Here is a 26624-nt window from a genome sequence, read left to right as displayed (position 1 = left end):
AAACAACTCGGATGTAGGATATAGGTATTTCACTAACCTAATATTTACCGAAGGCAAGTCATTGGTAGACATGATTGACATGTTACCAAGCTTAAGAGAAGATGAAATATTTGATATGATAATATCACAGGCTTCGTTTTCAAAAACTTGGGAAGATATAAATGAAACGCAAATAGGTGAAAACTATGTGCTACCATCAACAAGTCCTGAATTAGACATAATTGGTACTGATAACAACCTAGATTTCTCAAAAGCAGATGACCCTACTGTTACACTTCCAGCATCAACAAATGAAAGCTTTGAAGGAACGAATTATTACTCAAGAACAATAACAATTAATAGTCAGATAATTAGTGCAATAGCTAATTCTTACTTTAATGTTTTTGTTGATTTTGAGCTATTCAAAATAGCGAGTGTTTCCAATCCAACTAATGAGCCTATTGGATTCTTTGTTGAGATTTTAATTGAATTTGATGGGAAGACAGAATCAATAGTTCCAAAATCAAATAGACTGTATGGCCCATTTGCTGTAAATCAAACAGAAGATCAATCTGTATTTGACTTTTTTCCGGATGTTCTACTAAATCAATTCCAAAATGATAGTGAACGATCAGTAAGTTTTAGAAAGCAAGTTTCTTCATCAAATCCAGAACTTGAAATTAAGATGAAGATCTATGCATATAATGCAGGAGTACCAACACTTCCAGCTTCTGAAGATTTAACAATTGAATACGAAATTGATACAGTAGTTCAGGTTAAGGAGCTTACAAGCGCCCAGCTTGAATTTGAGATGGAATTCGAAAACATTCTACCGGAAATTGATCAAGCAGATTTTATTAAAGATGCTTTGTCAAAATATGGGTGCTCAATTAAGAAAGATAGAATATCCAATCATGTCACCATAAGGAGACTTGAGAATATACTAAATGACACTACTAACATAGAAGATTGGTCTAGTAAGATAATTGAGTCAGTTGAAACAGAATTTCAACCAAACGGCTATGCAAAATCAAGTGACTTTGAATATTCAGATGATAAAGCCGGTGGTTCGATGCTTATTGATAATGAAAACATTGAGAATAAAGCAACTGTATTTACCTCCAAGTATGGTGGTGATTTAAATACTGAAATGCTAAATATTTTCACCGAAGAAGTCGGGGACTATGGCGAACTCAATAGCTTGAAGGTCTCTGACATCTCCCCGAAAATTGGAGGCAATGAGGTTGATCAAGGTACCACAGACCTATATGTCTATGGGGCTGATTCTGGAGTCAATATTAGAGAAATGGAACTATCCGAATTGGATATGCAGGACAACATAGATCAACATTATCCTACAATAAAAAATGTGATTGAAAGAATGGAGCGAAGGTCATTCAAGGTTCATTTAAGCAAAGAAGACATTTACAATTTCGATCCGTTCAAACTAGTCTATTTGAGACAGGAGGGAGCAAGGTTTTATGTACTAAGAATAAAGAATATAGTAAACGGAGTGGGTACGGCTCAACTTCTTAAAATACCGGTATAATGGCAGAGAAGATAGAATTAGTAGAACTTGATTGGGATGTTGACGCAGCAATTTCCAGTGGAGCCAAATTAGAGAAAAGAATCATCGGCCTTAAGTCTGAAATGAAAGACCTAAAGAAAGATTTCAATGATGGTAAAGTATCTGTTGAAGAATATTCTAAACAGCACACAAAACTGGATTCTGAATTAAAGACAGTCCAGAAGAATCACAGGTCTTCAATTAAAGCGGTTCAAGCATATACGGATTCTCAAGACAAGTCGACGCAAGCAATTAAAACTTCAGGAGGCTCAATTAATCAACTTGGAGCAATACTCCAGAAAAATAGGAATCGTTACAGGGATCTAACTGAAGAGCAAAGAGAGAATGAAGCAGTAGGCGGTAAGCTACTCAAGGTAATTGAAGAGCAAGATGAAGAGTACAAGAGACTACAAGGAACGATTGGATCAGGAGTACTAACTGTTAAAGAATATAAATCCTCCATTGGAGAAACGGTTGAAGAGCAAAATCTATGGGGCGTATCCCTTGGAGGACTGAAAGATAAAATTATCTCGTTTGTAAATCCTGTTACTGCGGGTGTAGGGGCTTTAGCTGCATTAGGTAAGATGTATCTGAGCTCTACAAATGGGGCAAAAGATTTCCAAAGAGCACAGAGCCAATTGAATATTGCGATGAGTAGGTTCAATAATAGTTTAGCTAGAGCAGTAGGAGCTGATGCTGATGGGAATGGACTGCTAAGTAGCTTTATAGATGCATTTAATACAAAAGTTTTTGGATTAGCAGAAGCGGCAATTGCTAGGTTAGGGGCAGACGCGCAAATAGAACTTGAAAAACTAGAGGTTGCACAAATTGAAGCAGATAAGCGTACAAAAGATCAATTGAAACAAGCTGAAGAATTACGTCAAATACGTGATGATGAGCGAAAATCATTTGAAGAAAGAAATCAAGCCAACTTAAAGCTACTTGAAGTTATTAATCAACGTCAAGAAGAATCAGTTGCATTTCTACAGAAGCGACTTGATGCGGCTAATCTATTGAATGTTGCAAATGAAAATTCATTAGAAACACAAAAGCTGGTAAAGCAAATAGAGTTAGAAATAGCCGACATCAAAGAAGAGAGTGCTGGATTTATAAGTGAGCAAGAAGCAAATGATCTAGCCCTGTTTAAAGAAAGGAATCAAGAGATAAGAGATCTATCAATCGCTCAAATTGAAGAAAGGTTAATTAAAGTTGAGCAAGGTAGCATCGAAGAGCTTAAACTTCTTCTAGAAAAAAATGAAGCAATCAAGCAAATTGAAATAGAGGCAGCTGGCGAAAATGCAAACCTTAGAGCTACAGCCATACAAAACGCCAGAAACAATGAACTGCAAATTGAAAAGGATTTTTACACTGCGAGAGAAGAGCATAGGAAATTAGAAGAAGAAAAAGAACTTCAAAATGAGTTAGCCTTCAACGAAAAGAAAAGAGAACTCAAAAATCAAATAGAGTTAAATAATGCGGAGAATGATGAAGAACGTGAATTATTAAAAGTTCAACAGGAATTCGAAAAACAGCAATTAGAGCTAGAGAAGCTTCAATTAGATGAAGAACAGAAAATGGAGCTGTTGATTATGCTCGAGGAACAAAGAGGGCAAGCAATTGAATCTATAAGAGATAAATTCAATAAGATATTCTCCGATCAACAGAAGAAAGCATTTGATAAGAATCTTAAAGCAGCAAGTGCTAACGCTCAAGCTGAAGCTGCAATACAAAGAGAGTTAGTTGGAATTCTTCAAGGTTTGTTAGGTGATAGTTTAGGAGCGCAATTAGCTGGAATAGCTAGCGAAGCACTACTAAAATCAGGAGAGGTAAAAGTAGCTACTGCCGCTGCGAGCGCAAGAAACTTAGCTCAAGCAACAGCTGCATTGCCACCCCCAGCAAACTTACCTTTAATTAAAGCAGCAATCGAGCAAAACATAGCATTAAAAGCAAATGCAACAAAGCAGATTGCTCAAATATCAGCTGCAGCCGCTATTAGCGGAAGTAAGGCAATCATTACAAAAGGTTTCGCAACAGGAGGATTAATAGGGAACGACAATATGTCTATACCCACTCAACCAAATGGCGACAATGTATTAATTACAGCCAAGCGAGGAGAAGCCGTATTAAACGAAAATCAAATTGCAGCATTAGGTGGAGCGCGAACCTTTGCTAGCATTGGAGTACCTGGATTTGCAACAGGAGGATTAATTGGATCAAATGGTGGAAGTAATAATTCTCAAGGGCTAAATATTGATGAATTAGCAAGCAAACTAGCGGAGGCAAACAGAAGTCTACCTAATCCAATAGTTACAGTTGAGGATATTAATGCAGGGCAAGAAAATGTAGCGATAGTTGAATCACAAGCAAACATTTGAGTAAGCTAGTATCCATATTGACAGGCTGGGCCAATTACGCTACTGGCAAGATGCCGGAATATTCTAGGAGTAGAGCGGAGAAATGCTCAACATGTGACTTTGCAGTTAAGAGTGTATTTGAGCTAATACTTAAGGAGAGAGAATTAAAAGAAGTAGAAGGACTAAAATGCGATAAGTGTGGATGTCCGATTGTGGCAAAGATTAGAAGTAAGGAAGAGAAATGTCCAGTAGGAAAGTGGTAGAGAGATTAGACATCGCAAAAGTGATGCAGGAAAATAGTGATTGCTTAAATAGTTTGGTTGTTGCTGGAATGATTGACCCTGTATGGATTATGCGCCTTGAGATATGGCTAGAGTTTAAAGAACTAGAAGAAGAGATGCCGAAAGCTATGAAGCGTTATTATAAAATCTCCAATAGAAGAAACATTTCAGTGCCTACAGTTAGAAGAGCTATTGACTTCTTCAAATAATCATTGATCAACATGGTGATCAAAAAATAAGAGCAGAGTGCAATCTATTTGTACTCATGGAGGTAGCTCACATATTCATAAAAGGAGAAATTAACGAAAGCCTATACAAATCAATTGTTGCTCAATATAATGTAAACAATGATTGCGATGAGGTTAAATGCTTTTATGATACCCCAGGAGGAAAGGTAAAATGGGGAAGGAAGATCAAAGAATTTTTAGGATCTCTTAATAAACCTATTACTGCAATTGCGGATGGGAAGGTGATGAGTATAGCTACAGAACCATTTCTAGCATCGGATAAAAGATTGTACACTCAAGCAGTTGGTGATAAAGACATAATGATCCATAACCCTTGGGGAGATATAAGAGGAGATGCTGATAAGATGGAGATGGGGGCGAGAATGTTGAGAGAAATTGAAGACGAAATGTCTGACAATTATGCTTCAAGTACGCAACTAAGTAAAGAGGAAGCATTGAGTCTCATGAAAGAAGAGACATTCTTATCCATAAGCAAGGCTTTAGAAATTGGATTCATTCAAGGTGAATATGAGCAAGAATTTCAAGCTGTTGCACAACTCGATTTAGATAATCAAAACACAGAAATAATGACTAATGAACAAGCAGTAGAGATAAATGAGAAAATATCAGGGTTTACGAAGCTCATAAAAAACTTAATGGCTCATTTTAAGCCAAATGCACTACTAGTGCAAGATGCGAACGGTACGGAAATAGATTTTCCTGATCTAGAAGATGATGCAACACCATCAGTTGGTGATAAAGCAAACGTTGATGGAGAATCAGCAAGTGGAGAATATCTACTTCCAGATGGAACCACATATGTATTTACTAATGGCGAACTATCAGAAATCAAAGAGCCTGCAGATGAGCCAGATGAAGACATGGAGGCATTGAAGGAAGAGAATCAAAACGTAAAGCAAGAGAACGAAACACTGCAAGCTGAAAACAAACAACTAAAAGAAGATAAGGAAACTCAAGAAAAGAAAATCAAAAATTTCGAAGCACAAGCTAATGAGATGAATGAGAAGTTCGAAGCTCTGCAGGATAGCCTTAAGGGTGCCAATCTTGATTTAGATGATTTTCAGGCTAGAGGAGCAGGAGGCAATCAGAGTGACGGGCCTAAGAAAAGAACATTATTCAAACAGAAGGAAGATTAAAAAAACTCAAAATAAAAGGACAAAAAAATGGCAAGTAAAATAGACGTATCGGGACTAACGATAAACGAAGAAGAAGCTAAAGATCTTGGTAAAGCAATTTTTGAAGCAGTATTAACAACTGGTGAAATTGAAAAGTACCACGAAGTTCATACAGGTATAGAGTATGATACTCAGATTGCCTTCATAGGAACTTTAGGCTTGGTGGGTAAAAGTATTTCGGGGTGCGGAGTTGAAGGTAGCTCAAACACGCTACCACTTACAGAGAAATTCTGGAGACCTAAAAGAATTGGAGATAGACTTGAACACTGCGAAGCGGATATTAACAACTTATTCAAACTGTTCAAAAAGAAAAGAGCCGGATCTGATTTCTTTAATCAAGTAGATTCTGAAGAATTAGGAGTAGTGATGATGAGAGTTGCGGATGCAATCATTCAAATGTTTGATCGACTAGCTTGGTTTGGCGATTCAGCAGCAGATACAATTTCGGGTGGTGGTGTTTATGATAACGCATATTCTTCGGAGATGCCTTATTACACTCCATTAGATGGTATTTGGAAGCAAGTGTTTGCAGAAACCACTCTACAAGAAGGGGGTAAATATCATGTGAATATCGATGTGAATGAAGGTGGTGATTACAATGCTCAAAATCTTGGGCCAGATGATCTAGCAGATGGATACGCAAGAGGTATCTACAAAAGCATGCTTAACAAAAGAGATGCTAGATTCAAGCAAGCAGTAAATAAAGGCGTAGAGCAAGTTATTCATTCAACATCTGCCCTAGCTGAAAACTATGTTAACTGGTTGGAAGATCAGTCTTTAGCATTCACTCTAGAAAGAGCAGAGGATGGTAAGGTGACAGAGATCAAGTATAGAAACACAACCATAATTCCTCGATATGATTGGGATGAGCACATTGCTAAACAAGATGACGGGAGTGTTATAAACTTCCCACATAGAGCATTGTTGACTACTAAGGAAAACATTCCAATGGGTACACCTAGTCAAGAGTCTCTATCAGAGGTTAAGTCATTCTACGCAGAGTACGAAGAAGTTAACGTGATGAAGTTTGCAGACTTGTTTGACTTCAAGTTCTTGGAAGACTACATGGCAGTTGCAGCATACTAAAGAAGGAGGTTAAAAATGTCATGTACAGAAAAAATAGCAGCAGATATACTGAGGGATTGCGATAACAATCCCCCAGTTAAAGGATTAGAGCAAAATCTCTTGATTATAAACTGGGAAGATTTGGCTAAATCAGGTATTTCATTAGATGCATCAAACCCAAAAGAGTTGATTGATGGGTTGACGCTGAATAGCGGAACATCAGGTTTCCTATTTGAAGGAATTCAAAGCAAGCAAAACATCAAACATGCAAACGAATTTGTGACTAATGAAAACACTCAAAACGGGTTAAGACACATCTTACCTGAATTGATATGGGCTGACAACAGTAAGGCAGGAAGAGCGGAGTTAAATAAGATGAAGAATGGAAGATTCTACATTATCTCTGAGAGATTGTGGAAAGGAGCTGATTCAGCAGATGCATTCTTGTTTTATGGGTACCTAATTGGGTTGGAAATGGTGATTGTATCAGATGAATCTAACGAGAACGATGGTTTGCCTGTAGTTACGTTCCAAACGCCAGAAGGATTCTACGAGCCAAATGTGCCTCACTTGCTTCTTGATACTGACTATGCAACAACTAAAACAGCATTCGGTAACAAGTTCGCTCAAGCGTAATGATGGAATGGCAGTCATATAAGATTGAGGAGATAAAGACGGGGTCAGATGAAAGCGGCAACCGTCTTGCTCTTCAGTTCTGCCAAGATTACAAAGACCTATTCGGGCCAGACGCACATTGCTGTCACACATGCCCATCTTTTGAAAATAAGATTAATAAATACATTCAAAAAATTAGCACGATGAAAGAAGTTAAAAACTCAGGCTTTGAATTAAAGCCAATGTACAACGGTATTCAACCAAAGTTTGGAGCAGCACCTGTTTCAAATGGTAATCTAACAGATGAGAAAGCAATTGAATTGATAAATGAACACCCAAAAGGGAAAGATCTATTTGAGAAGCTGCCAGACAACATAGATGAATTGATGGAAGGTGGAGATTCAGGACAAACATTTGATCAACAAGTAAATTCATTGCTTAAGCCACAGCTTGTTCAGGTAGCCACAGCACTAGAATTGGAGACTGAAGGAAATGTAAAAGAGCTTAAAGCTAGAATCATCGAAAACGGTGAAGTGGATCTAGATGAGCTATTAGCAGAGTAAAAAATTAGGTGAGAGATGTCCGAAGCCAAGACTTCAGCGAGACTCTTTAAAGCTAGTATCAAGGAATTACCGAAGGAGGTAAGTAACCTTGATACTAAGCTTCCTCTATATAAAAATGGAGCAGATAACCTATATCCAGAAAGGATAGAGCGAATTATTGATTCTAGCCCAACAGCAAGCGCCGCTGTCAAGAAAGCAAGAAAATACACAATTGGTAAGGGGATAGCTGATTTCAACAAGAAAATTATCAATCCTGAAAAACAAAAGACGGGCTTAGATTTTCTTACTGATTTAGGTAATAGCTATTGGCGTCAAAAAGGTGCATTCGTTCATGTCACATATAAGGCCGTTTCAGAATTCAAGAAAGAAGATGAAAAGCTAAGTCATGATTTAAAATTCACTATAGACACATACGATGTGATTCCTTACACGTATGGAAGAAAGGGAAAAAAAGACGATAAAGGACATTACGGAAAGATAGGTGTATATGAAGGTTGGGATAGCTCAAAGGGAAATCCTAAAGAAAAAGACATTGCATGGATTGATGTATTCAACCCGAGACAAGATGTTATAAGAAATCAAATCGAAAAAGCTCCAGGAAAGAATATAGGAGAGAAAATAAAGAACTATAAGGGGCAGATACTTTTTTTCAATCCGAGTAATAGTATATATCCATTAGCTCATATTGATCCAGCATACAATGATGCTGATACGGAAGCACGGATTGCAATTAGAAATAATACAGGGATCAGAGAAGGATTCATGGGTATAACCTATGTTGTCACACCGCCTTTGATGGGAGATTATGCAGGAATGAGTCAATCAGAAATTGATTCAATGGATGATGCTACAAAGACAAAATACAGAGGTATTAAGAGTGAGGCAGAAGGAACAAGTGAGGTAATTGAATCAAGCTTAGGGGCTGAAAATAACGGCAGAACTATCCATTTGCAGATGCAGCCAGGAGATAATTTGGCAAAAATGGAAGATGGATTTTTAGTAAAATCAATTGAATCTAATATTAAACCTGACATGTATGAGAAGGTTGAGAAATCTGTTGCCAACAACATAAGAAAATCAATCAATTCAATACCGTCAATATTGATCGAGAGAAATGAAAGCGCATTATTCGGGAATAGTGGGGAGATGCTACGAGAAGCAAAACTATCATTTCAAGAAGAATGCGAAGAAGATAAAATGTTGATTGAAGGAGTGCTAGAAACATTGTTTAAGCACACCGAAGAGTTTAAGTCAATTGGACCTGTATTGGAACCTCTTATTGAAAAACCACTAAAGGAACCAGAGCAATGATAAGATTAATTGATGCTTCCTTTATTAGATCTATTAGACCTGAATTATCTGGTCAAGTCATTGATAATGATCCCAAAATATTAACCTACATAGATGATGCTCAGCTAAAGGATGTAAGACCATTGTTTACCTATGAGTTTTGGAAGGTTATTACTGGTGGTGTGGGAGATGGAGGAGTAATAGATGATCTACTAAATGGCGGTGATTATGAATACTCTGGAAACACATATGAAAACCCAGGGTTAAAAGATGTTATTGCACGATATACATATGCTAGATATTCAATGTTCGGTCATAAGATGGATACTAGATATGGAGGTATTGTTAAAACCAACCAAGATGCTAGAGAGACATCTTATCAAGAGAAGAAAGACACTTACAACGACAACAGATTAACAGGGTGGAGTCAATGGGAGTTGGTAAGAGAATTCTTATCTCGTAAATCATCAGATTACCCGTTTTGGAGTCCAGGTGTTCAAAATGTATCGGTAAGAGCTAGAATAATAAGAAAGAGATGAGTGATATAGTTACTATAGTGATCGCGATAATTAGTAGTGGTGGCTTCGGAGGATTGATAGCATGGCTAACTAATCGTAAAATAAACAAAGCTCAGGAGGGAAAGACTAAGGCTGAAACACAAGAGATATATGGGAAACTATATAGCCAAATGATTAAAGATCTAGCTGATCAAAAAGAACAGTGGAAAAAGAGATACGAAGAGGCTGCAAAGGACTTCGAAGACGAAGTATCTAAACTCAATATTCACATTTCACAAATAGAGACACTTACAAAAAAACTAAAAAAGCAGGTTGAAGAACTGACTAAGGAAAACAGAGAGTTAAAAAAGCAAATTAAAGGATAATGATATACTCCCTAGCTTACGATAATGCATTTGAATACACTATAGGTCATGAAGGAAAATATGTGAACGACCCTGATGATCCCGGGGGTGAAACCAAGTTCGGGGTATCTAAAAGAAGTTACGCGCACTTAGATATAAAGAATCTTACAATTGAAGATGCTAAGAAAATATACTTCGAGGATTTTTGGTTGAAGCTGAGTTGCGATAAGATGCTGCCTGATGCTGCAAAAGAATTGTTCGACACCTCAATAAATATGGGAACAATTAGAGGAGCTAAGATATTCCAAGAAGCTCTTAACCTAACTAATAGGGATCAAAGAGATTATAAAAACATAAGTATTGATGGAAACATTGGCCCTGCAACCTTAAAAGCATTTGAATCCAATAAGTATAAGAAAGCCCTTGTTAATGTCATGAATATACTTCAAGGTGAATTCTACATTAACCTTATGAGGAAGAAGGAAAGAAATGAGAAGTATATAGGCTGGTTCAATAGAATAGAAATAAGGAAGTAGTGATATGAAGTGGCTGACAAAACTTTTTAGTGGAGACGACGGGATAGTAAAGGGGATAAGTTATGTTGCTGAAAGATTTTTAGGATCTAAAGAGCAAAAGCACGAATTCAAAATGGAGGTTGAAAGATTTCTTTATTCCAAAGAAGTAGAGGCAAGAAACTATGCGCTGGATGTAGAGAAAGAGTTCAATCAAAAAATAAAAGATCTTGAAGGAACTGCAGCAGATTTAAAAAGCTTTGGCTGGATAGGTAAAATAATAGTACTCTTAAGAGGAGCATTTAGGCCATTAGTAAGCTATTCGATGGCCATTGTTGATTTTTATGTCTTTTCTGGTAAATGGGAATTACCCAATGACGAGCAAGTTGTATCAGCATTCTGGATTATCAACCTCGTAATATTCGTGTTCTATTTCGGAGAAAGATCCATTAAGAATATCACACCACTGATTGGAATGTACTTTGGGAAACAAATAAAAAATAACAATGAGTGAAGTTGGAGATCTGGTAGTACATAAACCTAATGTTCATTCCGTAAAGATTAAAATGAACGCCTCAAGGAGGTACAAACTAGGCTTATTTTCAGATATTCACTTTGATTCCCAGTATTGCCATAGAGAGATGTTTGCCAGACATCTAAGCGAATGTGATGGAGCAATAATCATCGGAGACCTTTTTGATGTTATGGGATGTTTTAGAGATCCAAGAAGCAAACCTGAAAATATCAGACCTGAGTATATAAGAAAAGACAAAGGATACTTAGATACGGTAATTGAAGATTGTGCCAAATTTTTAGAGCCATATAAAGAAAAGATCCTTTTAATAGGAAAAGGAAATCACGAAACAGAGATTCAAAGAAGACATGATACAGACATACTTGATAGGCTTGCATTCTTACTAAGAATGGATGGAGGAAGCCAAGTGCAAACTGGAGGCTATTCGGGATTTGTAAGGTTAGTATTTAATGTTTCTAATACACAGAGGTTCTCAAACTTAATATACTACCATCATGGAGCTGGAGGAAATGCCCAAAGATCCAAAAGCATATTAAGATCGCAAATTGATGTATTTAAAGTACCTGACGCAGATATTAATATTTCAGGTCATACACACGATAAGATTTACGATCCATCAAATACAAGAATGAGGTTAACCGACAACAATGAAATCGTATTTGATTCTGTTGATTGGTTAAAAACAGGAAGCTACAAACGAGACGATGTAAACCCAGGTATGGCAGGATTTGAAGTTCAAAAAGACTTCTTACCAAAATTAATGGGAGGGTGGTTTGCAGAGTTTAGGGTGAATAAAGAAGATGGTAATGCACGTAGTCTGAAGAGAAGAATATATCAAGCAGATTAAATAAATTTGCTAATCATTTCGTATGTATCATATGATTTGTAATCGTTAGCTCATCCGGTAGGGTGGGCTTTTTTGTTATAATGGGAGTAAGGAATTATCGATATTAAGCCCCTTTCCTTTACAGTACTTGAGAATATATTCAAGCCTTAATTTGCATTCAATATATTCTCGGCGATTGCTCTCAATAAATACCTCATCAGATTCAAACCCATCATACCTAGCATCATGGCAAGATCTATATAAGTTTCTGTAAGATGAAAAACATTCTCTTTTCACCCTGTTAAAAATCTCTTCCTTAATGTCTTTGTGAGAATTAATTTCAACATTATACTTTTCAAGCAATAAAGCTTTCATTAGATGAAGTGCCGCATAGAAACAAACTGTTATCTTCCAATCAAAAAAATTTTCTGATTGCTTGGCATCCAACTCTTTTAGGAACTGAATATTATGATGCGCTTGATCAAGATATTTCTTCGAAGTCAATGACGGTGATTTAGGATGGAGAAATAAACTAGAAAGCCTGTTTGGTTTCTGGCTTTAGCTTACTGGCTAGGTCATCTCCAATGAAATGAAGGTGAACTTCTACTCTGTTTGAAAGCGCAAGTTCATCGTAACCGTCTAGATAATCATAAAAAGTAGAACGTGTAGACTCAGTGTCTTTTTTTAGTACCAGATAAAAATGAATAGCATTCTTTCCGGTGGACTGAAGGAATAATTTTCCAACCTTTTTAGAAGACTTGAATTTCTTAGTGAAAAGTTCTTCAACAGCGTTGAAAATTAACTCATCAATATTTGAAGACATTTCAGCAATAGCCTTTTGAGGGTCATTGAGTAATGTCCTAAAGAATTCAATACTCTTGTCTTCAATATTTGACTTCAATAACTCTTGACTAACAATAGCATCATTCTTGATAATCTCAAAGATTTCATGAATTACCTCATCCTGATGAGATTCGTTTGTAGAGACTTTGGTGGTATGAGCCTTTAGTGATTCCATTGTATTGAGTTTTGAATTGGGTGAGAAATTCAACGCGAAAATAATGCCTAACTATTTAACAGAATAAGCACAATTTTTAATATTGGTAAAAACACTTAGTATTCTATAGGTCAAATACTTATAATTAAACTATAAGCCCTATCTAATTTACAATAAAATTTGAAAGTGAACATTTATTGATAATTAACGGGCTATAGAGGTTATTGTTTAGAGAGAATTTCACCTCCTCAAGAACTTCCAAACTCCCACACCAATCATACTAACCCCAACGACAACCATAATCCACAGTCCGTAATTAAAGCCATTGTCTATTGATGTAGGATTAGGCGTATCTGGACCGTCTGAATCTCCTACACTAGTATGAGTGCTATCTGGCTGAGGTGGGTTTGGATCGTCACCATCATTAGGATAAGGTTCATAAGGATCAGAATTAGTGATACTGCTTACTGGTGGCTCATTATCTCCACCACCACCTGTATTGCCGGCACCTACAGTGTCATTGTCTTCATCGTCATTGTCGCCGTCTGTAATAAAATGAAGCATAATTATAGGTATTTAACCTTTGGTTTCTACAGTGAAAATATATTTACTATTTCCATAATCACTAAACGCATCTTCAAAGACTGCAATTTTTAATTTTTCAGAAACAGTGTTTTTTAAAATATCGAATAATGGAGATTGTGATCTGATATAGATCCCCCCTGATTCAGGAGCAAAAACCTCATATCTTTCAATTGTACCATCTGCTCTCTTAACGGATATTTCTCCGAAAGAACCATCATAAGTCAATTGTGCGGCTGGAGGATTTCCATATTCATAAAAGTTAATTAAGAATGAGTCACCATAATCTACTATAGCTACAATCACTTCCTCATTTGTAGCCGCTGAATTTGAAAACGTACCCATGTTATAGTAGGTTGATACATACGTCCCTGTCTTATCACCAAATTCGTCTACCTGTTCTGTGGTTGTCCATTCATCAAATCCCTCTTGGGAATACAATAACGAGGGAACTAAGAGTATTGAAATCAAGAAGTTTTTCATGGTTTTAAAATTTAAGATTGACTTGAAAATTAGCGACCTTTAAGTAAATAAATTTTAAATAAAACCGTTAAGAAAAATGAAAAAAGTATTGATGATTATTGCATTTGTAGGTATGGTTTCACTATTTGGATGTACTGAAGACACAGTAGAACCGATGCAAGAGTTGCCAGTTGATGTACAAGCAACTGATGGAGACGATGACGAGGAGCCGGGTGGGCAACCAGGTGGCGGACTCGGTAATGGGGGAGGTTGATTAATTTCCGATACATATAAAAAAAAATGCAGATGACGGCAAGATATTTATGGACAATGTCTTGCCGTTTCATATTATATAGTTACATTGCATTGGATTAACCACAGTCAGCAGAGCCACGCTAATATGAGTTAAACTAGCGTTTAAGAACCATGCTGAAGTATTTATTAATACTTATACTGCCAATTTGCAGTTTCGGTCAGTCGGAACTGGAGCGTTATTACTCAGGAGATACCACGCTTTCAAAAGATCGGATTTTAGAATTATCAAATGATAATATTTTCAACGGTTTAGGGTACCAAAAAGCACTTGGTCATTATTACCTTGGATATTATTCTTACAAATCAAAAGATTACATATCTGCTTGGGAAAACTTCACTAGAGGAATAAATTATTATAACAATTCAGACACTACAGATTACGTGTTCACCTATGCTAGTTTTACTTACTTAGGTTTAATAGCAAAGAAATTAGGATTGTATGACATCTCTTCAGAGAATTACGAAATTGCTTTAAAGTCAGCTATAGAATGTGATGAGAGATCTGACGGTAATTATATTAATCATAATTCAACATCAAATTATGTAAGATCAAACTTAGGTAGATCATACAAACAATTAGGATTGCACGATAAGGCACTAAGGATTTTTAGTGAAATAGATAGAACCTCTGAAAGTGGGTCAAGATTAAAAATCAAGGCAAACAGAGAACTAGGATTATTACATTTAGCAAACGGCTTAGATGATGAAGCAGATGGCTACTTTCAAATAGCGATAGATCAATCTCTTTCTAAGAGCGACGGATCAGTTTCTAATAAATCTAAAATGTGGATTTACCACGATTGGGCTAATGTATACTACAAAAAGAAAAATTTTAAGCGTCAAGAAGAGTTGTTAAATAAAGCTCTAGAACTCCATGTTAATTTCATGACTATGATGGATTTAGGGGAGTGCCTGATGCTACAAGGAAGAGATGACGAGGCAGTAGTTATGCTGAAGAAAGCAGAAAGTATCTATTATACGCAAGATGTCAATATCGATAATATAAAAGTATTCGGATTTCTTAGAGAATTAACTGGAGATTCTAAGTACTCAGATATTAGAGCTGATGAGTATCAGAAGTTTGTGCATGAACAATTAGACGTAAAACGTGAAATGTCTACTCTAGCATTTAGAAATGCTATAAATGAAATTAAGAATAAAATAGTATTCGAAAACACAATAAGACAACTCAAAAATGGCCTCAAACTTTCAGGTGTTGCTGGCTGTATTGTATTGTTGATAATACTTACCTTCAGATTTGTTAAAAGATCAAAAAGAAGAAAGCTTACAGCTGAATCAGATCAATTAGTATAATCAAATATTTGAGATAGCTTCCTTGAGAAGCTTTTTAGACTTCATATAATTACTAAGTAATAGCTTGTACTGATCCCGAATAAACGAAAGATTTTCTTTTTCATTTGGATTTGAATCAATCATTTCATTAAGCATATCAATAACCTGCTCATCTAGTAATTCTTTATTGACAACTATGTCGGATATGTCGGTTTTGGGGACAGTCATTTCACCCTCACCTGTTTCAACATATTTTCTACTTATTCCAAATTTTTCTTGAAAGACATCTAAATAGAAAGGTTTGACATTGTCTCGGTTCATGGCCTTTGCAATTGCATGATCCGTCACACCTACGACAGCTCCTAGCTCTTTGTTTGTGAGCTTTAAGTGCTTTTTAACCTTATTTAGACGTTCTGATTGGGTGATACTCATTATTTAGATTGATTCTAAATTATGACATTATTTTAATTTATTAAGTACAATGTCTTAACAAATAAAGACAATGTCCGTATACTTGTATAACGATTACAAACAAATATACAAATGATGCATTCAACACAGCTCACAAATTACCCAAAAACGGTTAGAAAAATACCACAAATAGGGTACTTCGAAATAGAGCATATAATCAAAGACTTATTGGAGATGCAAGGCGACATCCTTTTTGAAGAACTAGAAGAAGGATTCAACGAGCAACACGATTTAGGAAGCCAGGGAGATCATAAGATAGAGGTGGAATATGAGATTAATGGTGTAGATGATATTTCATCTGATAGGTGCACCTCTTTACAAATTTTGAAGATCACAGGATTTAAGCTTTTTCGAAATGAGTCAGAAGTATCGCTATCAAAGAATGATAAAGGGCGAGTTCGGAAAGCACTAGATCAAGTATATCCAGAAAGCCACGAAATAGAATTGTATCCAAGTATAGACGAGGAAGGAGATGTGTCATGGATGCAATAAAGAAGAAGATAAACTGGACGGCTATTGATGCGAATGGAAGCACTTTATCTGCAAGAAATTTTATTACGGTAGACCACTTCAAAATCTACTGCATAAGAAACGGATTCAGACCGATCTATTCACCAAATCAAAATAAACAAGCATGGTAGAGGCGATTGATAACTCGATAGGTGAAAGTCAGGAAGATACAGGGGTGAACATGGTGGTGGCCCCTGTAGATCCTGACGAAAGAAAAACTATTACAGTAAAGCTAAGCACACTTAAACAATGCATTCAGCTCATAAGAAAGGAGTTTGATCATTCACATTGGGCAGTTGCAGATCAGTGGATTGACATAGCCGAAGATCTTGGCGAAAGAGAAGCCGCAGAGGAAATGAAGTTGAATTTAATGCATGGATGAACAGTGGAAGAACGAGAAATTAAAGTAGGCGACAACGTCAAAATCACAAAAGGAAACTATAGAGGGAATACAGCTCGGGTAAGTAAAGTGAAGGTAGGATTAGAAACAATTATGGCATATGAATGCAATGTATTTACTCATGATAGGGGGAAGGTTTTAGTACAAATATCTCCAGATAACATTGAATTGAAGAAGGAAAAGAAAAAAGAAGAACATGCTATTTGAACCTAAACATTACGGAAATCCGATCAGTCCAAAATTGGCAAATCGCATACTTAAGTATGTCTCAAATTATGACATGCTAGAAGCAACTAAGGGTACTGAAATAGGAAGTATAGATACCATGAAAGCAATACTATACCGACAAAGAAATATTACAGAGAGAAATGCCGATGCAATAATCAATTTGGCTCGAATTGCTTTTATGAGATCAACAACTGAGATGGAATTAGCGATGGATACGCGGGATTACTTTTTAGATGAATTAAATCAAAATGAAGAGGACATACGAAATCATGTTCTCAATCAAATACAGCCTGAAGCACTTATGGCAGGTTAATGAAAACAGAGTTTTAATCAATTAATTATTATAAAAATGGAAACAACAGAAATTGAAAAAGTAGAGCAGCAAACAAGTGAGATTCAAAATCAGGCTGCGATGAAAATTCCATTCGCTCAATTGAGTGACATTGCTAGTAAGTCCGCGTTAGAAAAAGTATTTAATGCAGATAGACTTGATTTCAATACTAACGCTGAGACATGGTCACCAGAAGACAAAGGTGATCGAAAGCGGTTAGTATTTCAAGGAATTAAAGAGAAAGCAAAAACCAAGAACATATTTCGACAAGAAGAAGGAGATCCTGAATATGTTTATTTAGATAAAGCTGCATTTGTTGAAATATACAAGGATGGGGATACAATAAAGCAGAGAATGATTGAGTCTTATGCTACCTCATTAGTTAGTTATATGATAGAAAACAATGTACCAAGACATGCAATCATGGATGTTGAATTTATGGGAGAGAAGAAAGCTAACAGCGGATTCAAATTCCACACATTTTCAATTAATCTGGTGCCATTAGAATTCTAAAATAATGGTAGGTGCAAAGGAAATATTGGAAACTCTTGGTGTCTCTAAGGAAGAGCAGGAGACGCTAAGAAGTTTTCATAAAAGACAAGAAGAAGAAGCTCAATGGATAGAGTTTTCTGAAGAACAATCAAAGGAACGAATCGCAAAATTAACAGCAAGCTCTGACCATAGATTAATGGCCGGTGTTGATGATACTTTGGATGATAGAATTCGGAAGATTCAAGGATCATTCAAGAGAAAGTCTGAGCTAATAGATTATGCGAAATCACTAAAGATTGAAGTAGATGATTCTATGACCATGAAGGATATTTCTGAAAAGGTAGAGCCATTAACTAGAGGGCAATTATCAACAGGTGCGTTAACATACATTGAAGAAAAGATAATTGAGAGCCTAACCGGAAAACCAATATCAGATTATGAAAGTCCAGATATGGCAGAAGGAAAGGAGCGAGAGGAAGAAACAGTTTGGTGGTTCGAAAAAAACTTTAAGCCACTAATAGTATCTGAATGGGGAATAAAACAGAAGTTTCATAAAGATGCTCCTAATAAGGAGTTAGATGGATATATAGGTTGTACTCCAGATGGTTATATAAAATCCATTAATTATGGATTTGAAGGAAAAGCCCCGAAATATCAAACGCACTATCGGTATATATATGGGAAAAGATCTGAAGGAATACCGCCACTAAGAAAAGAAACATTAAGGGAAATAGAACCAAGGTACTACTGGCAAATAATTAAAGGCCTCTATGTAACCGGATGGCAAGGGTGGATTTTTACTAGCTACAACTCTGATTTCAAGAAGGAAAATGAAAGATCATTAACATTTTTCATTAGCAGAGAGGAAGTGCTAGATGATATTCAAAAATTAGAAATAGTATCACTGAAAGCTGTCGAGGAAATGAAGAAGCATATTTCAGAAAACAAAAAGATTTTAAGTGAAAAAGCGAAATATGAAAAGAACATTCTCAAACACTTAAATCAATTATCATGCAAGCAGATAGCCTAACATCAATACAAACAAGAAATAAGTCTAGGAGAGAATTAATCAATCTAAATGAAAAGCAGAAAATAGTATTCAATACTATTAAGATGCTTGGCCCGGTGACGATTGTAGAGATTGCTGAATATCTCAATTGGCGTCCTGGGGTTGTTTCCGCGAGAATTTCAGAGTTAAGAGACCATTACGTGTTGATTAAACAACATGGGAATAAGAAAAACGGGAAATCAACAACGGTTTGTACATGGGTTGCATTTAAAGATCCAGATGAAAGGATGGAAGCTATCTATAATAAAAGAAAGGAATTGAAAGAGAAAATTGATGATTTAGTAAATGACTTTCACAATGGAAGCTTGCATGGATATACCATATCAATGGTAGAACAAGAAAAGCATAAACTTCAGTATCAACTTAATAAAATAGAAAAACTATGGTAATAGAAGGAACGGTTGTGAGAGTAGATGAACCTCAAGGCAAACATCAGAAATTTAAGCAGTATCTACTACTAGATACCATTGATGGTAAACTAGGATTGCAAGTAAGAAGTAAGAGAAATTCAGTATCTGAAAATTCAAAGCTTAAAGCCAAAGTACATTTCGAGCACAGCACTCAGGTGGCAAATAGTGGTAAAGGGAAAAAGTATTATCACAATAATCTAATTCTGGATGAAGTATTAAACGAGTAATAAGATGGAGGATCAAGCTAAAACAAATCAAGAATTGAATGAAGAGACTGTAGAGAGCAAAGAGGTATTCAATAATGATGATCAGAAAATAGAATTATTCAGAGTAAACATGAGCTTGCTTGATTGGGAACAATGGAATTTCCTTTTCAAGAGTATTAACAGAAAAAGCATGAGGGAACGCGGAAAGTACCCAAAAGATTACTCGCTAATCATTAATGAGACAATACAATGAGTCTTATTCAAGAGTATGTAAAAGCATTTTTATCAGCACCGATATTATTCTTAATCGTAATAGGGATAGCAATCTATTGGCAGCAGATGAACAGTAAAAAGCTAGCAAAAGAAGCCAATCAAGATAATAGACAAGCAACAATGTTTAGCTGGATTATGGCAGCTTCGATATTTCTATGTGTTGCGAATGGGTGGATGACGGTTGCGATTCTCGGCGCAAGTATGGAGGCTATTGTTAATATCCTTCTTGTTCTAAAAAACAGAAGCAAAATTAAGGTTCATCTAAGCTTGATTGAATTGCAGATAGGAAATTTTGCAGACAAAGAACGAAAGGGCAAAGAGATTTTAGAGTTAACTAAGGAAAAGGAAGAAATAGCTAAGGATGTTAGTTCGCTATCAATGGTAACTAACATATTTATTGGCGTGCTAATACCAACATTTATTCTACTTCTGAGTGAATTATACATTAACAGTTAAGAATTATGAGAAATACTAAGATGGACTTAATTGTAAGGTTAGTTGCAGATTATTTCGATATATCTGAGAACGATCTAACAGGGGAAAGGAGGTTTAGAGAATTCTCTATACCAAGACAAATTACGATGCACCTCATATACTATCATGTCATACCATCAAAAAGTTCAATTAGTAGGTATTTAGGTATTGATCGAGCTTCAATTTATCACGGATTAAATGTTGTAAAAGATAATCCTGAAATTGAATCACATATAAAAAGGATTGAATTGATATTGAATAAGGAGTTTAAGTTACACTTAGCCTCAAAGGTCAAATTAATTAAGAAGCAGTATGTACTTATAAGATGATGAAGAATCAACAAACGGAAGTATTTAATGAACAACATGAATGTACATGTTGGTTGGAAGTTGGTCAGTGTTATTGTCTCTCAAAAACATGAGATATGTATAAACCCACATCGTTAGATCGTAATATTATCAAGCAACCTTGGTTCAATCTCATGAAACCCGAGAATGCAGAACTACTAAAGTGGATATGGTTGGATGAATCTGACAGTATTGGTGTAGTTGAAGTTGATTGGGATGGATTTGAAAAGTTCACAAAAGGGATTGTAACTAAGAAAGATATTGATATTGTAGATTTTGTTCACGACTGCAACAATGATGGGAAGGAGCGAATGAGATTTCTTGATAGGGGCCGAAAGATATGGTTTACTCCGACAGTCTTGTTTAAGCACGCTTCTAACGCAGGATTTAGAAACCTTGGAGCGAATGATAGGGATGCATCTATTATGCGGATATTAAGCCAAAGAGGTGAGACTAGAGATTGGATAGTGGAGCAGTTGATATACAACGATAGAATTTCAATAAATGCAAACCTTGTAAACAAGGTATGGAATCGTAAGGATGCTACTGAGAATGAAAAGGAATTAATGGAGCGTATTGCGAAGCATCTAAACATCAAGATAAGCAAGTCAGGTACTAGTCCTGCTGAAATAAAAAAGAACTATGGAAACGTGTGCCAGTATTCTGGAGAATTATGCCAAGAATGGGAGCTGGAAATCGATCATGTATTACCTCGCAGCAATGGACATAAAGATGTGAATCAGTGGTGGAATCTGGTTCCTTGCAAGAAAGAATTGAACATCAAAAAAGGCGATAAAAATGTTTTTCAGTTTATTAAAGAAGAGGGTTTGGAGCTGCTTCCAGGAGTTGAAAATGCAGTAAAAAGATGGGTGAAAAAAGGTGTTTTGGACTACCCTAGGTACTACCCCAATAAAAGAAATAAAAAAGAAAAGTTATTCACTTGGGATCAAGTAGTAGGGTACGTTGCTAACAATGCAAGTGCCTCTACCAGTGATTACGAATGCGTTAATCCAGAAGACTCAAGTGAAATGAAAAGATGGAGGAAGAAGAAATGAGAAGTAACACAACTGTAGTAACTGAATGGTCTCCAATTCTAAAAGTAACTGGAGAAAGAATTAAATTGTTATTCGAGGTTGAATCAACCGACACAGTTAAGAAATACCTCAAAGAAATGAGTGTTCCTGTCAAATTCAATCGCGTTAGACTAGAGGATATTCTTGCAAAGTGGGATGAGGATGAAAGAAAAGGAATGGACTTGAGAGAATTCAAAGGATCAACGGCAACGAGTAAATTGATATGAATTATAAGCCCTTACATATTCCTAAAAGAGACCGTAAGAAGGGAGAATACATTTTATGCGTCTATACTGACTGTAAAACAACGGTAGGTAAAATATGTAAGTCAAGCGGGAAGGCATTGCACACGTGTAAGCATGCAGAATCACATAGATTTCAATCTAAAGCATGGGATCCAAATAAGAAGAGAATGGTTCCTATTGAAACACATGGAAAAGACTTTAGAGATTACAAGAAGTTCTCACTTAGACATGTTCAAGCAGTAGCGAAGTTCGAAATAGATCAACAAGTACCAACTCAATCAATAAACATTAAACCATCAAGGCTTAGAGATGCTTTAAGAATGTATAATGATTGGTTTCAAGATAAGGATGAAAAAGGAAACTTATTACCACATCACAAGATCAAGGGCCACAGCGAGAATACGATTAAAGATGAATTCATAAACATCAAAGTTTTCAAACAAGCATTATTAGAACTTCAGTATGATTTTGATACTATACTACTAGATCAAGTAGACGTAGATATGGTCGGTAAAATATTCAAATGGTTGACTGATAAGTATGCCAACAGAACAGTAAATAATAAGCTGAATACTATATCAAGATTCTATAAGTATCTGATTGAAATTAAAGATTATAACATAAGTAATCCATTTTCTAATAGAGAGGTTATTAGGAAAACGGTTCAGGATAAGGATGGAGTATTTATTGAGCCTGATCATTTTAAGAAGTTGCTAGGTGTGGTTACCCTTGAAAATGGGATTGCCTTTACCAAGGAGAAGTCTGGAGTTAAAAGAAGATCATTATTTAGATCTTGGTTAACATTCTATTACCGCTTGGAATTTTGCACAGGAGGGAGACCCGAAGATATTGCAGAACTCAAGGTTGATCATGTCTTGGATGACTTCATAAGATTTAAGGATTTTAAAGTATCAAGGAAGAAGAAGACGGAACGTATTCGAATGAGAATTCGAACGAAAGAATTTGATGATCTATTTGATGAGTTGGTAAAGCACTATGGTTTAAAGCCAGGAATGTATTTGATAGAACCTGAAGAAGCTAATAGAAAGAAGATAATAAGACATGCGTCAAAAGCGTGGACTCACTACTGGAAACAATTAGATGTGGGTTATCATGCGACATTCTATGACCTGCGAGGAACCTATGCGACTATCATGTCAGAGCAATTTGGTACAGCATACGAAGGAATATTCGGTATGCATGATTCTCATAGGACCACAAGAAGGAATTACAACAGCAAGCAAAAGATGTTATCTAAGTTGAGAGGTAAGCCAATGTTTGAAGCTAAAAGCTCTGCATCATAACATGAAAAAACAACACTTAATAGCGACACATAAAAACAAAAAACCATCCCTACGGTATCGTAAAGATGGTTTATGTTGTCGGGGTAGTAGGATTCGAACCTACGACCCCCTGCTCCCAAAGCAGGTACGCTAACCGGACTGCGCTATACCCCGATCGATGTACATCTGTTCTTTTTTTCATTAAAACAGACGACCGTTCTTGAAAACGGAACGCAAATGTAGAAATTCAATTGTTAAAATTTACAATTGTTTGAAAATTTTTTCCTTGAAAATTCGTCTATCAAATAAACCGTTTCAAAATGGCTTTATGATATCTCAGATTATCGTGATTTTGTTACATTTAAGTTATTCAACACAATAAATAATTAACTATGAAAAAAGTCAAATACTTGCTATTCGTTTGTGCGTTCATGGTGATGTCGATGGCCTCTGCCACTGAAACAGATCCAAAAAAAGAAGTGACTCCTGAGGAACGCGTTGAACAGCTTGAAAATCGAGTTCATGAAATTTGGAAAATGGATTTTTCAGACATGGATAAAGAAGAAAAGAATTCAATTAAAATAGAACTGAAGGAGATAAAAAAAGAATTGAAGCAAACTGGCTTAGATAATAAGGTTTCAATTTCAATAGGTGCAATTATTATCATTCTTTTATTGATTATTCTAATCACATAATTCAATGTCACAAACAAGACCTTCAAGGTATCCTAGTAGGGGTACAGAAGATAAAAAGACCTTGTATCAGATAATTGATGAAGGTCTTTTTTGTACCATAGCATTTGTTCGTGATAACATAGCTCATCAAATCCCAACTGGTTTTGCTAGAGAAGGTGATTATATATACATCCACGCATCTTCAAAGAGTAAGTTCATCGAAAGTATAATTGATGAAAAGGTGAGTTTTTCTATCACCCATTTAGATGCACTAGTTCTTGCTACAACAGCTTTTGACCATTCATTCAATTACAGGTCTGTTATTGGATTTTCTCATGTTGAAGAAATTATTGATTTAGATGAGAAAAGAAAATTTTTTAATCTATTTACTGATAGATATATACCTGGTAGGATTGATGACATTGGTGAACCAACGGATGATCAAATTGCTATTACCAAAATTGCAAGGTTATCGTTAGATAACGCTGCAGCTAAACTTAGAGCAGGTGATGTAAATGTGAAGATGCAAGCCGATAATTCTTGGTGTGGTATTATCCCCTTAAATAAATCCTATGGTGAACCTGTAATTGATCATCAATTAGATCAGAAAAGAGAACCACCTGAATATATAAAACGACTTATTGATGGATCTAGCAAGCATTAAAACTAAAAATAATACTGAAGAGAATCGGTTTGAGTTAAATCTTGAAAACTCAATTGCTTTAATAGATTATAAGATTGGAAAAAAGGGTGCATTATATCTTATTCACACTGAGGTGCCTGATGAAATGGGAGGACAGGGGGTTGGACATAAATTGGTAAGGGAGACATTAGGGATTATTGAAAAAGAAGATTTGAAAATAATACCGCTCTGCCCGTTCGTAAGATCATTCGTTAAAAAACACATTGATGATTACAGGGAGTTGTTAGCGGAAGGTGCTAAATTGTAATATGGGAAAAATTAAAGAATACGAAAGCGAAGATCTTACGGTTGTATGGCAGCCTGAAAAATGTATACATTCAGAAAATTGTTTCAATGGATTGTCTAGCGTTTTTAATCCTAATGAACGTCCCTGGGTCAACGTTAACGGGGCTCCTGATAAGTCCATTAAAGAAGTCATAGATAAGTGCCCATCCGGTGCACTTTCATATAGGATGAAAAATATGGCTGATAATCAGAATGAAATTGAAGAAGAGCAGGTCGTTGAGGTTATTAAAGGTGGTCCATTAATGGTTTATGGAAATATTAATGTAAAGCATCACGACGGCTCAGAGACATCTAAACATCGAGTTACTGCTTTTTGTAGGTGTGGTGCATCTTCCAATAAGCCCTATTGCGATGGAAGTCACAAGTCAATAGCATTTGACAGTTAGCACAAAGTCAAAAGGAAGGGAATGCTTAAAGTGAATAAGCATGATGAAATCCCTTCCTAGGACTCGTCCAAAGCTATGCGTTTGAGATTCATTTAATCTTCTTTTGTTTCCAGCGAAGTTTAGTAAACTCTATCCCAATAATTCCGATTACTCCTATTACCAAGAGCATTGATGATAGAAAAAATATCGTTGGATGAGAATTACTACTCCACATATCTAATAGCGTCGCAGCCAAGCAAAGCATGTAAAGTGTATTTTCAATTTTATTTAGGGCATACTTCTTCTGGTTGTTCATCTTGCAAAACGTAAGTTTCTATCAGTTTTGCAAGACTACTTTTTGATAAGAATTACTCAAAGAATGTACTGTGTACATCAGGTAAACAAGTGGGATTTGCAGAAAAATCAGGTGGAAGACAAGAAGAAGTAATAATAGGGAGATTTGAACTCCCGACCTCCGTGTTATGAATCCGACGCTCTAACCAACCGGGGCGCGTAGCCCGGGGCGCGTAGCCCGGGGCGCGTAGCCTGAGCTAGCCCAGTTAGCAAATGGATTTCTTTTTCAGATGATATTATATCAGATGAAGGGTAGAGAAGGAGGTTCAAAAAAGAGTAGCGAGAGGGAGATTTGAACTCCCGACCTCCGGGTTATGAATCCGACGCTCTAACCAACTGAGCTACCTCGCCATATTTAATCTTTTGTGATGATTATCACACATCTTTTTGATAGGTTCTTCAAAAAGGAACGCAAATCTATAAAAGATTTCTTTTTCACCATGCGCTTGTTGAAATAGATTTTTTTTTTACCTTATCAAAAATTTCAATGAAGTATGGCTAAGTATAAATATGTAGGTGAGTTTGAGTTCAATGCATCGAAAAAGATGCTCTATCCATATTTCAGCACAGCGTCCGGATTAGCGCAGTGGTTTGCTGATGATGTTAATATCAATAATGAAGATAAGGTTTATACCTTCATTTGGGATGGAGACGAAACAAAAGCCAGATTAACATCTAATAGAACTAATCATCATGTTCGATTTGATGTTATGGATGGAGATGATGACAATAACTTTTTTGAGTTCAAAATTGACATGAATGAATTGACTCAGTCAGTATATGTTCGCATCACTGATTATTCTGATATGGACCAAGAAGAAGCAAACGAGCTTTGGGGATCCCTAATCCATGATTTAAAGGAAATTGTTGGCGGTTAATTCGTAAAACATCTAACCTGGTATTCTTATTG

42 protein-coding genes and 2 tRNA genes are annotated in these 26624 nt (G+C 36.0%); 36 read left to right on the top strand and 8 right to left on the bottom strand.

The features are described from left to right. Positions 1-70: 70 nt before the first annotated feature. From ACY650_RS20055 to ACY650_RS19990, 14 genes are read left to right on the top strand one after another with little or no spacing between them, the layout of a single operon-like run. The gene (locus tag ACY650_RS20055; protein ID WP_462250445.1) at positions 71-1528 is read left to right on the top strand and encodes a hypothetical protein; all 1458 of its coding nucleotides are present in this window, start codon (positions 71-73) and stop codon (positions 1526-1528) included. Next, on the top strand, positions 1528-3921 hold the full coding sequence (locus ACY650_RS20050; protein WP_462250443.1) for a hypothetical protein: 2394 nt from the start codon (positions 1528-1530) through the stop codon (positions 3919-3921). The genes ACY650_RS20055 and ACY650_RS20050 overlap by 1 nt, the downstream gene beginning before the upstream one ends. Then, positions 3918-4163 (top strand): hypothetical protein, encoded by a 246-nt coding sequence (locus tag ACY650_RS20045; RefSeq protein WP_462250441.1) that lies wholly within the window; start codon positions 3918-3920, stop codon positions 4161-4163. Before ACY650_RS20050 ends, ACY650_RS20045 begins: the two co-directional genes overlap by 4 nt. Next, positions 4142-4390: a hypothetical protein gene (locus ACY650_RS20040; protein WP_462250439.1), complete on the top strand. Its 249-nt coding sequence runs from the start codon at positions 4142-4144 to the stop codon at positions 4388-4390. Before ACY650_RS20045 ends, ACY650_RS20040 begins: the two co-directional genes overlap by 22 nt. 56 nt (positions 4391-4446) lie before the next feature. Continuing rightward, on the top strand, positions 4447-5565 hold the full coding sequence (locus ACY650_RS20035) for an ATP-dependent Clp protease proteolytic subunit (RefSeq protein ID WP_462250437.1): 1119 nt from the start codon (positions 4447-4449) through the stop codon (positions 5563-5565). Positions 5566-5592: 27 nt separating this feature from the next. Further along, positions 5593-6690, top strand: a complete 1098-nt coding sequence (locus ACY650_RS20030) for a hypothetical protein (RefSeq protein WP_462250435.1) — start codon at positions 5593-5595, stop codon at positions 6688-6690. A 15-nt stretch (positions 6691-6705) separates the two neighbouring features. Beyond that, positions 6706-7305: a hypothetical protein gene (locus ACY650_RS20025; RefSeq protein ID WP_462250433.1), complete on the top strand. Its 600-nt coding sequence runs from the start codon at positions 6706-6708 to the stop codon at positions 7303-7305. Then, the gene (locus ACY650_RS20020) at positions 7305-7847 is read left to right on the top strand and encodes a hypothetical protein (protein ID WP_462250431.1); all 543 of its coding nucleotides are present in this window, start codon (positions 7305-7307) and stop codon (positions 7845-7847) included. Before ACY650_RS20025 ends, ACY650_RS20020 begins: the two co-directional genes overlap by 1 nt. 15 nt (positions 7848-7862) lie before the next feature. Then, positions 7863-9158, top strand: coding sequence for a hypothetical protein (locus ACY650_RS20015; protein ID WP_462250429.1), 1296 nt, complete (start codon positions 7863-7865; stop codon positions 9156-9158). Next, positions 9155-9676, top strand: coding sequence for a DUF6712 family protein (locus tag ACY650_RS20010; protein WP_462250427.1), 522 nt, complete (start codon positions 9155-9157; stop codon positions 9674-9676). Before ACY650_RS20015 ends, ACY650_RS20010 begins: the two co-directional genes overlap by 4 nt. Beyond that, positions 9673-10020 carry a hypothetical protein gene (locus ACY650_RS20005; protein ID WP_462250425.1) on the top strand — a complete coding sequence of 116 codons (348 nt, stop codon included), beginning with the start codon at positions 9673-9675 and terminating at the stop codon, positions 10018-10020. Before ACY650_RS20010 ends, ACY650_RS20005 begins: the two co-directional genes overlap by 4 nt. Next, on the top strand, positions 10020-10535 hold the full coding sequence (locus ACY650_RS20000) for a glycoside hydrolase family 108 protein (protein ID WP_462250423.1): 516 nt from the start codon (positions 10020-10022) through the stop codon (positions 10533-10535). The genes ACY650_RS20005 and ACY650_RS20000 overlap by 1 nt, the downstream gene beginning before the upstream one ends. Before the next feature lie 4 nt (positions 10536-10539). Continuing rightward, positions 10540-11025 (top strand): hypothetical protein, encoded by a 486-nt coding sequence (locus tag ACY650_RS19995; protein WP_462250421.1) that lies wholly within the window; start codon positions 10540-10542, stop codon positions 11023-11025. Continuing rightward, entirely contained in the window at positions 11018-11893 is an 876-nt protein-coding gene (locus ACY650_RS19990) for a metallophosphoesterase (protein ID WP_462250419.1), read from the top strand. The genes ACY650_RS19995 and ACY650_RS19990 overlap by 8 nt, the downstream gene beginning before the upstream one ends. 75 nt (positions 11894-11968) lie before the next feature. On the opposite strand, the gene ACY650_RS19985 is transcribed toward ACY650_RS19990, so the two are convergent. The 4 genes from ACY650_RS19985 to ACY650_RS19970 form a co-directional block, all read right to left on the bottom strand. Continuing rightward, positions 11969-12376, bottom strand: coding sequence for a hypothetical protein (locus tag ACY650_RS19985; protein ID WP_462250417.1), 408 nt, complete (start codon positions 12374-12376; stop codon positions 11969-11971). Positions 12377-12404: 28 nt separating this feature from the next. Beyond that, complete coding sequence (locus tag ACY650_RS19980; protein ID WP_462250415.1) at positions 12405-12890, bottom strand: hypothetical protein; 486 nt, start codon at positions 12888-12890, stop codon at positions 12405-12407. A 219-nt stretch (positions 12891-13109) separates the two neighbouring features. Beyond that, positions 13110-13433, bottom strand: a complete 324-nt coding sequence (locus ACY650_RS19975) for a hypothetical protein (RefSeq protein WP_462250413.1) — start codon at positions 13431-13433, stop codon at positions 13110-13112. Positions 13434-13445: 12 nt separating this feature from the next. Beyond that, positions 13446-13934 carry a hypothetical protein gene (locus ACY650_RS19970; RefSeq protein WP_462250411.1) on the bottom strand — a complete coding sequence of 163 codons (489 nt, stop codon included), beginning with the start codon at positions 13932-13934 and terminating at the stop codon, positions 13446-13448. Between the two features lie 76 nt (positions 13935-14010). Here ACY650_RS19970 and ACY650_RS19965 point away from each other — a divergent pair, with 76 nt between their 5' ends. Continuing rightward, positions 14011-14187, top strand: coding sequence for a hypothetical protein (locus ACY650_RS19965; RefSeq protein WP_462250409.1), 177 nt, complete (start codon positions 14011-14013; stop codon positions 14185-14187). A 152-nt stretch (positions 14188-14339) separates the two neighbouring features. After that, positions 14340-15542 (top strand): tetratricopeptide repeat protein, encoded by a 1203-nt coding sequence (locus ACY650_RS19960; protein ID WP_462250407.1) that lies wholly within the window; start codon positions 14340-14342, stop codon positions 15540-15542. Here the strand turns inward: ACY650_RS19960 and ACY650_RS19955 are convergent, their stop codons facing one another. Then, entirely contained in the window at positions 15543-15953 is a 411-nt protein-coding gene (locus tag ACY650_RS19955) for a hypothetical protein (RefSeq protein ID WP_462250405.1), read from the bottom strand. It abuts the gene before it with no gap. A 111-nt stretch (positions 15954-16064) separates the two neighbouring features. Here ACY650_RS19955 and ACY650_RS19950 point away from each other — a divergent pair, with 111 nt between their 5' ends. The 15 genes from ACY650_RS19950 (at position 16065) to ACY650_RS19880 (ending at position 23354) form a co-directional block, all read left to right on the top strand. Then, positions 16065-16484, top strand: coding sequence for a hypothetical protein (locus ACY650_RS19950; RefSeq protein ID WP_462250403.1), 420 nt, complete (start codon positions 16065-16067; stop codon positions 16482-16484). Then, on the top strand, positions 16472-16633 hold the full coding sequence (locus ACY650_RS19945) for a hypothetical protein (RefSeq protein WP_462250401.1): 162 nt from the start codon (positions 16472-16474) through the stop codon (positions 16631-16633). The genes ACY650_RS19950 and ACY650_RS19945 overlap by 13 nt, the downstream gene beginning before the upstream one ends. Then, positions 16627-16884: a hypothetical protein gene (locus ACY650_RS19940; RefSeq protein WP_462250400.1), complete on the top strand. Its 258-nt coding sequence runs from the start codon at positions 16627-16629 to the stop codon at positions 16882-16884. Before ACY650_RS19945 ends, ACY650_RS19940 begins: the two co-directional genes overlap by 7 nt. Before the next feature lie 3 nt (positions 16885-16887). After that, positions 16888-17109, top strand: a complete 222-nt coding sequence (locus ACY650_RS19935) for a hypothetical protein (RefSeq protein ID WP_462250399.1) — start codon at positions 16888-16890, stop codon at positions 17107-17109. Further along, positions 17099-17443 (top strand): hypothetical protein, encoded by a 345-nt coding sequence (locus ACY650_RS19930; RefSeq protein ID WP_462250398.1) that lies wholly within the window; start codon positions 17099-17101, stop codon positions 17441-17443. Before ACY650_RS19935 ends, ACY650_RS19930 begins: the two co-directional genes overlap by 11 nt. A gap of 36 nt (positions 17444-17479) precedes the next feature. Further along, on the top strand, positions 17480-17974 hold the full coding sequence (locus ACY650_RS19925; RefSeq protein ID WP_462250396.1) for a hypothetical protein: 495 nt from the start codon (positions 17480-17482) through the stop codon (positions 17972-17974). 4 nt (positions 17975-17978) lie between these two features. Further along, a complete protein-coding gene (locus tag ACY650_RS19920; protein WP_462250394.1) occupies positions 17979-18983 on the top strand; it encodes a YqaJ viral recombinase family protein in 1005 nt (334 codons plus the stop codon). Beyond that, positions 18965-19411 carry a hypothetical protein gene (locus tag ACY650_RS19915; protein WP_462250392.1) on the top strand — a complete coding sequence of 149 codons (447 nt, stop codon included), beginning with the start codon at positions 18965-18967 and terminating at the stop codon, positions 19409-19411. Before ACY650_RS19920 ends, ACY650_RS19915 begins: the two co-directional genes overlap by 19 nt. Next, the gene (locus ACY650_RS19910) at positions 19405-19659 is read left to right on the top strand and encodes a hypothetical protein (RefSeq protein ID WP_462250390.1); all 255 of its coding nucleotides are present in this window, start codon (positions 19405-19407) and stop codon (positions 19657-19659) included. The genes ACY650_RS19915 and ACY650_RS19910 overlap by 7 nt, the downstream gene beginning before the upstream one ends. A gap of 4 nt (positions 19660-19663) precedes the next feature. Then, positions 19664-19891, top strand: coding sequence for a hypothetical protein (locus ACY650_RS19905; RefSeq protein ID WP_462250388.1), 228 nt, complete (start codon positions 19664-19666; stop codon positions 19889-19891). Further along, on the top strand, positions 19888-20367 hold the full coding sequence (locus ACY650_RS19900; protein ID WP_462250386.1) for a hypothetical protein: 480 nt from the start codon (positions 19888-19890) through the stop codon (positions 20365-20367). The genes ACY650_RS19905 and ACY650_RS19900 overlap by 4 nt, the downstream gene beginning before the upstream one ends. 5 nt (positions 20368-20372) lie before the next feature. Next, the gene (locus ACY650_RS19895) at positions 20373-20714 is read left to right on the top strand and encodes a helix-turn-helix domain-containing protein (RefSeq protein ID WP_462250384.1); all 342 of its coding nucleotides are present in this window, start codon (positions 20373-20375) and stop codon (positions 20712-20714) included. A gap of 95 nt (positions 20715-20809) precedes the next feature. After that, the gene (locus tag ACY650_RS19890) at positions 20810-21787 is read left to right on the top strand and encodes an HNH endonuclease domain-containing protein (protein WP_462250382.1); all 978 of its coding nucleotides are present in this window, start codon (positions 20810-20812) and stop codon (positions 21785-21787) included. After that, the gene (locus tag ACY650_RS19885) at positions 21769-22032 is read left to right on the top strand and encodes a hypothetical protein (RefSeq protein WP_462250380.1); all 264 of its coding nucleotides are present in this window, start codon (positions 21769-21771) and stop codon (positions 22030-22032) included. Before ACY650_RS19890 ends, ACY650_RS19885 begins: the two co-directional genes overlap by 19 nt. After that, positions 22029-23354, top strand: coding sequence for a hypothetical protein (locus ACY650_RS19880; protein ID WP_462250378.1), 1326 nt, complete (start codon positions 22029-22031; stop codon positions 23352-23354). The genes ACY650_RS19885 and ACY650_RS19880 overlap by 4 nt, the downstream gene beginning before the upstream one ends. Before the next feature lie 78 nt (positions 23355-23432). Here ACY650_RS19880 and ACY650_RS19875 read toward each other — a convergent pair. Next, positions 23433-23507, bottom strand: a tRNA-Pro gene (locus ACY650_RS19875). Positions 23508-23725: 218 nt separating this feature from the next. On the opposite strand from ACY650_RS19875, the gene ACY650_RS19870 reads away from it, so the two are divergent. Genes ACY650_RS19870 through ACY650_RS19855 form a run of 4 tightly spaced genes read left to right on the top strand, consistent with a single transcriptional unit; the run spans position 23726 to position 25381 of the window. Further along, on the top strand, positions 23726-24028 hold the full coding sequence (locus ACY650_RS19870) for a hypothetical protein (protein WP_462250376.1): 303 nt from the start codon (positions 23726-23728) through the stop codon (positions 24026-24028). A gap of 4 nt (positions 24029-24032) precedes the next feature. Continuing rightward, positions 24033-24671 (top strand): pyridoxamine 5'-phosphate oxidase family protein, encoded by a 639-nt coding sequence (locus tag ACY650_RS19865; RefSeq protein WP_462250374.1) that lies wholly within the window; start codon positions 24033-24035, stop codon positions 24669-24671. After that, positions 24652-24957: a GNAT family N-acetyltransferase gene (locus tag ACY650_RS19860; RefSeq protein ID WP_462250372.1), complete on the top strand. Its 306-nt coding sequence runs from the start codon at positions 24652-24654 to the stop codon at positions 24955-24957. Before ACY650_RS19865 ends, ACY650_RS19860 begins: the two co-directional genes overlap by 20 nt. A gap of 1 nt (position 24958) precedes the next feature. Beyond that, positions 24959-25381, top strand: coding sequence for a (4Fe-4S)-binding protein (locus ACY650_RS19855; RefSeq protein ID WP_462250370.1), 423 nt, complete (start codon positions 24959-24961; stop codon positions 25379-25381). An 88-nt stretch (positions 25382-25469) separates the two neighbouring features. Here the strand turns inward: ACY650_RS19855 and ACY650_RS19850 are convergent, their stop codons facing one another. Further along, on the bottom strand, positions 25470-25676 hold the full coding sequence (locus ACY650_RS19850; protein WP_462250368.1) for a hypothetical protein: 207 nt from the start codon (positions 25674-25676) through the stop codon (positions 25470-25472). 315 nt (positions 25677-25991) lie between these two features. Next, positions 25992-26065 (bottom strand) — tRNA-Met (locus ACY650_RS19845). Positions 26066-26208: 143 nt separating this feature from the next. Between ACY650_RS19845 and ACY650_RS19840 the strand changes: the two genes are divergently transcribed. Continuing rightward, positions 26209-26592 (top strand): START-like domain-containing protein, encoded by a 384-nt coding sequence (locus ACY650_RS19840; RefSeq protein WP_462250366.1) that lies wholly within the window; start codon positions 26209-26211, stop codon positions 26590-26592. Positions 26593-26624 lie beyond the last annotated feature (32 nt).

Source organism: Ekhidna sp., assembly GCF_963691765.1.
Taxonomy (GTDB): domain Bacteria; phylum Bacteroidota; class Bacteroidia; order Cytophagales; family Cyclobacteriaceae; genus Ekhidna.
Note: the sequence above shows the minus strand (reverse complement) of the source record. Positions and strands in the feature narration are given on the sequence as shown.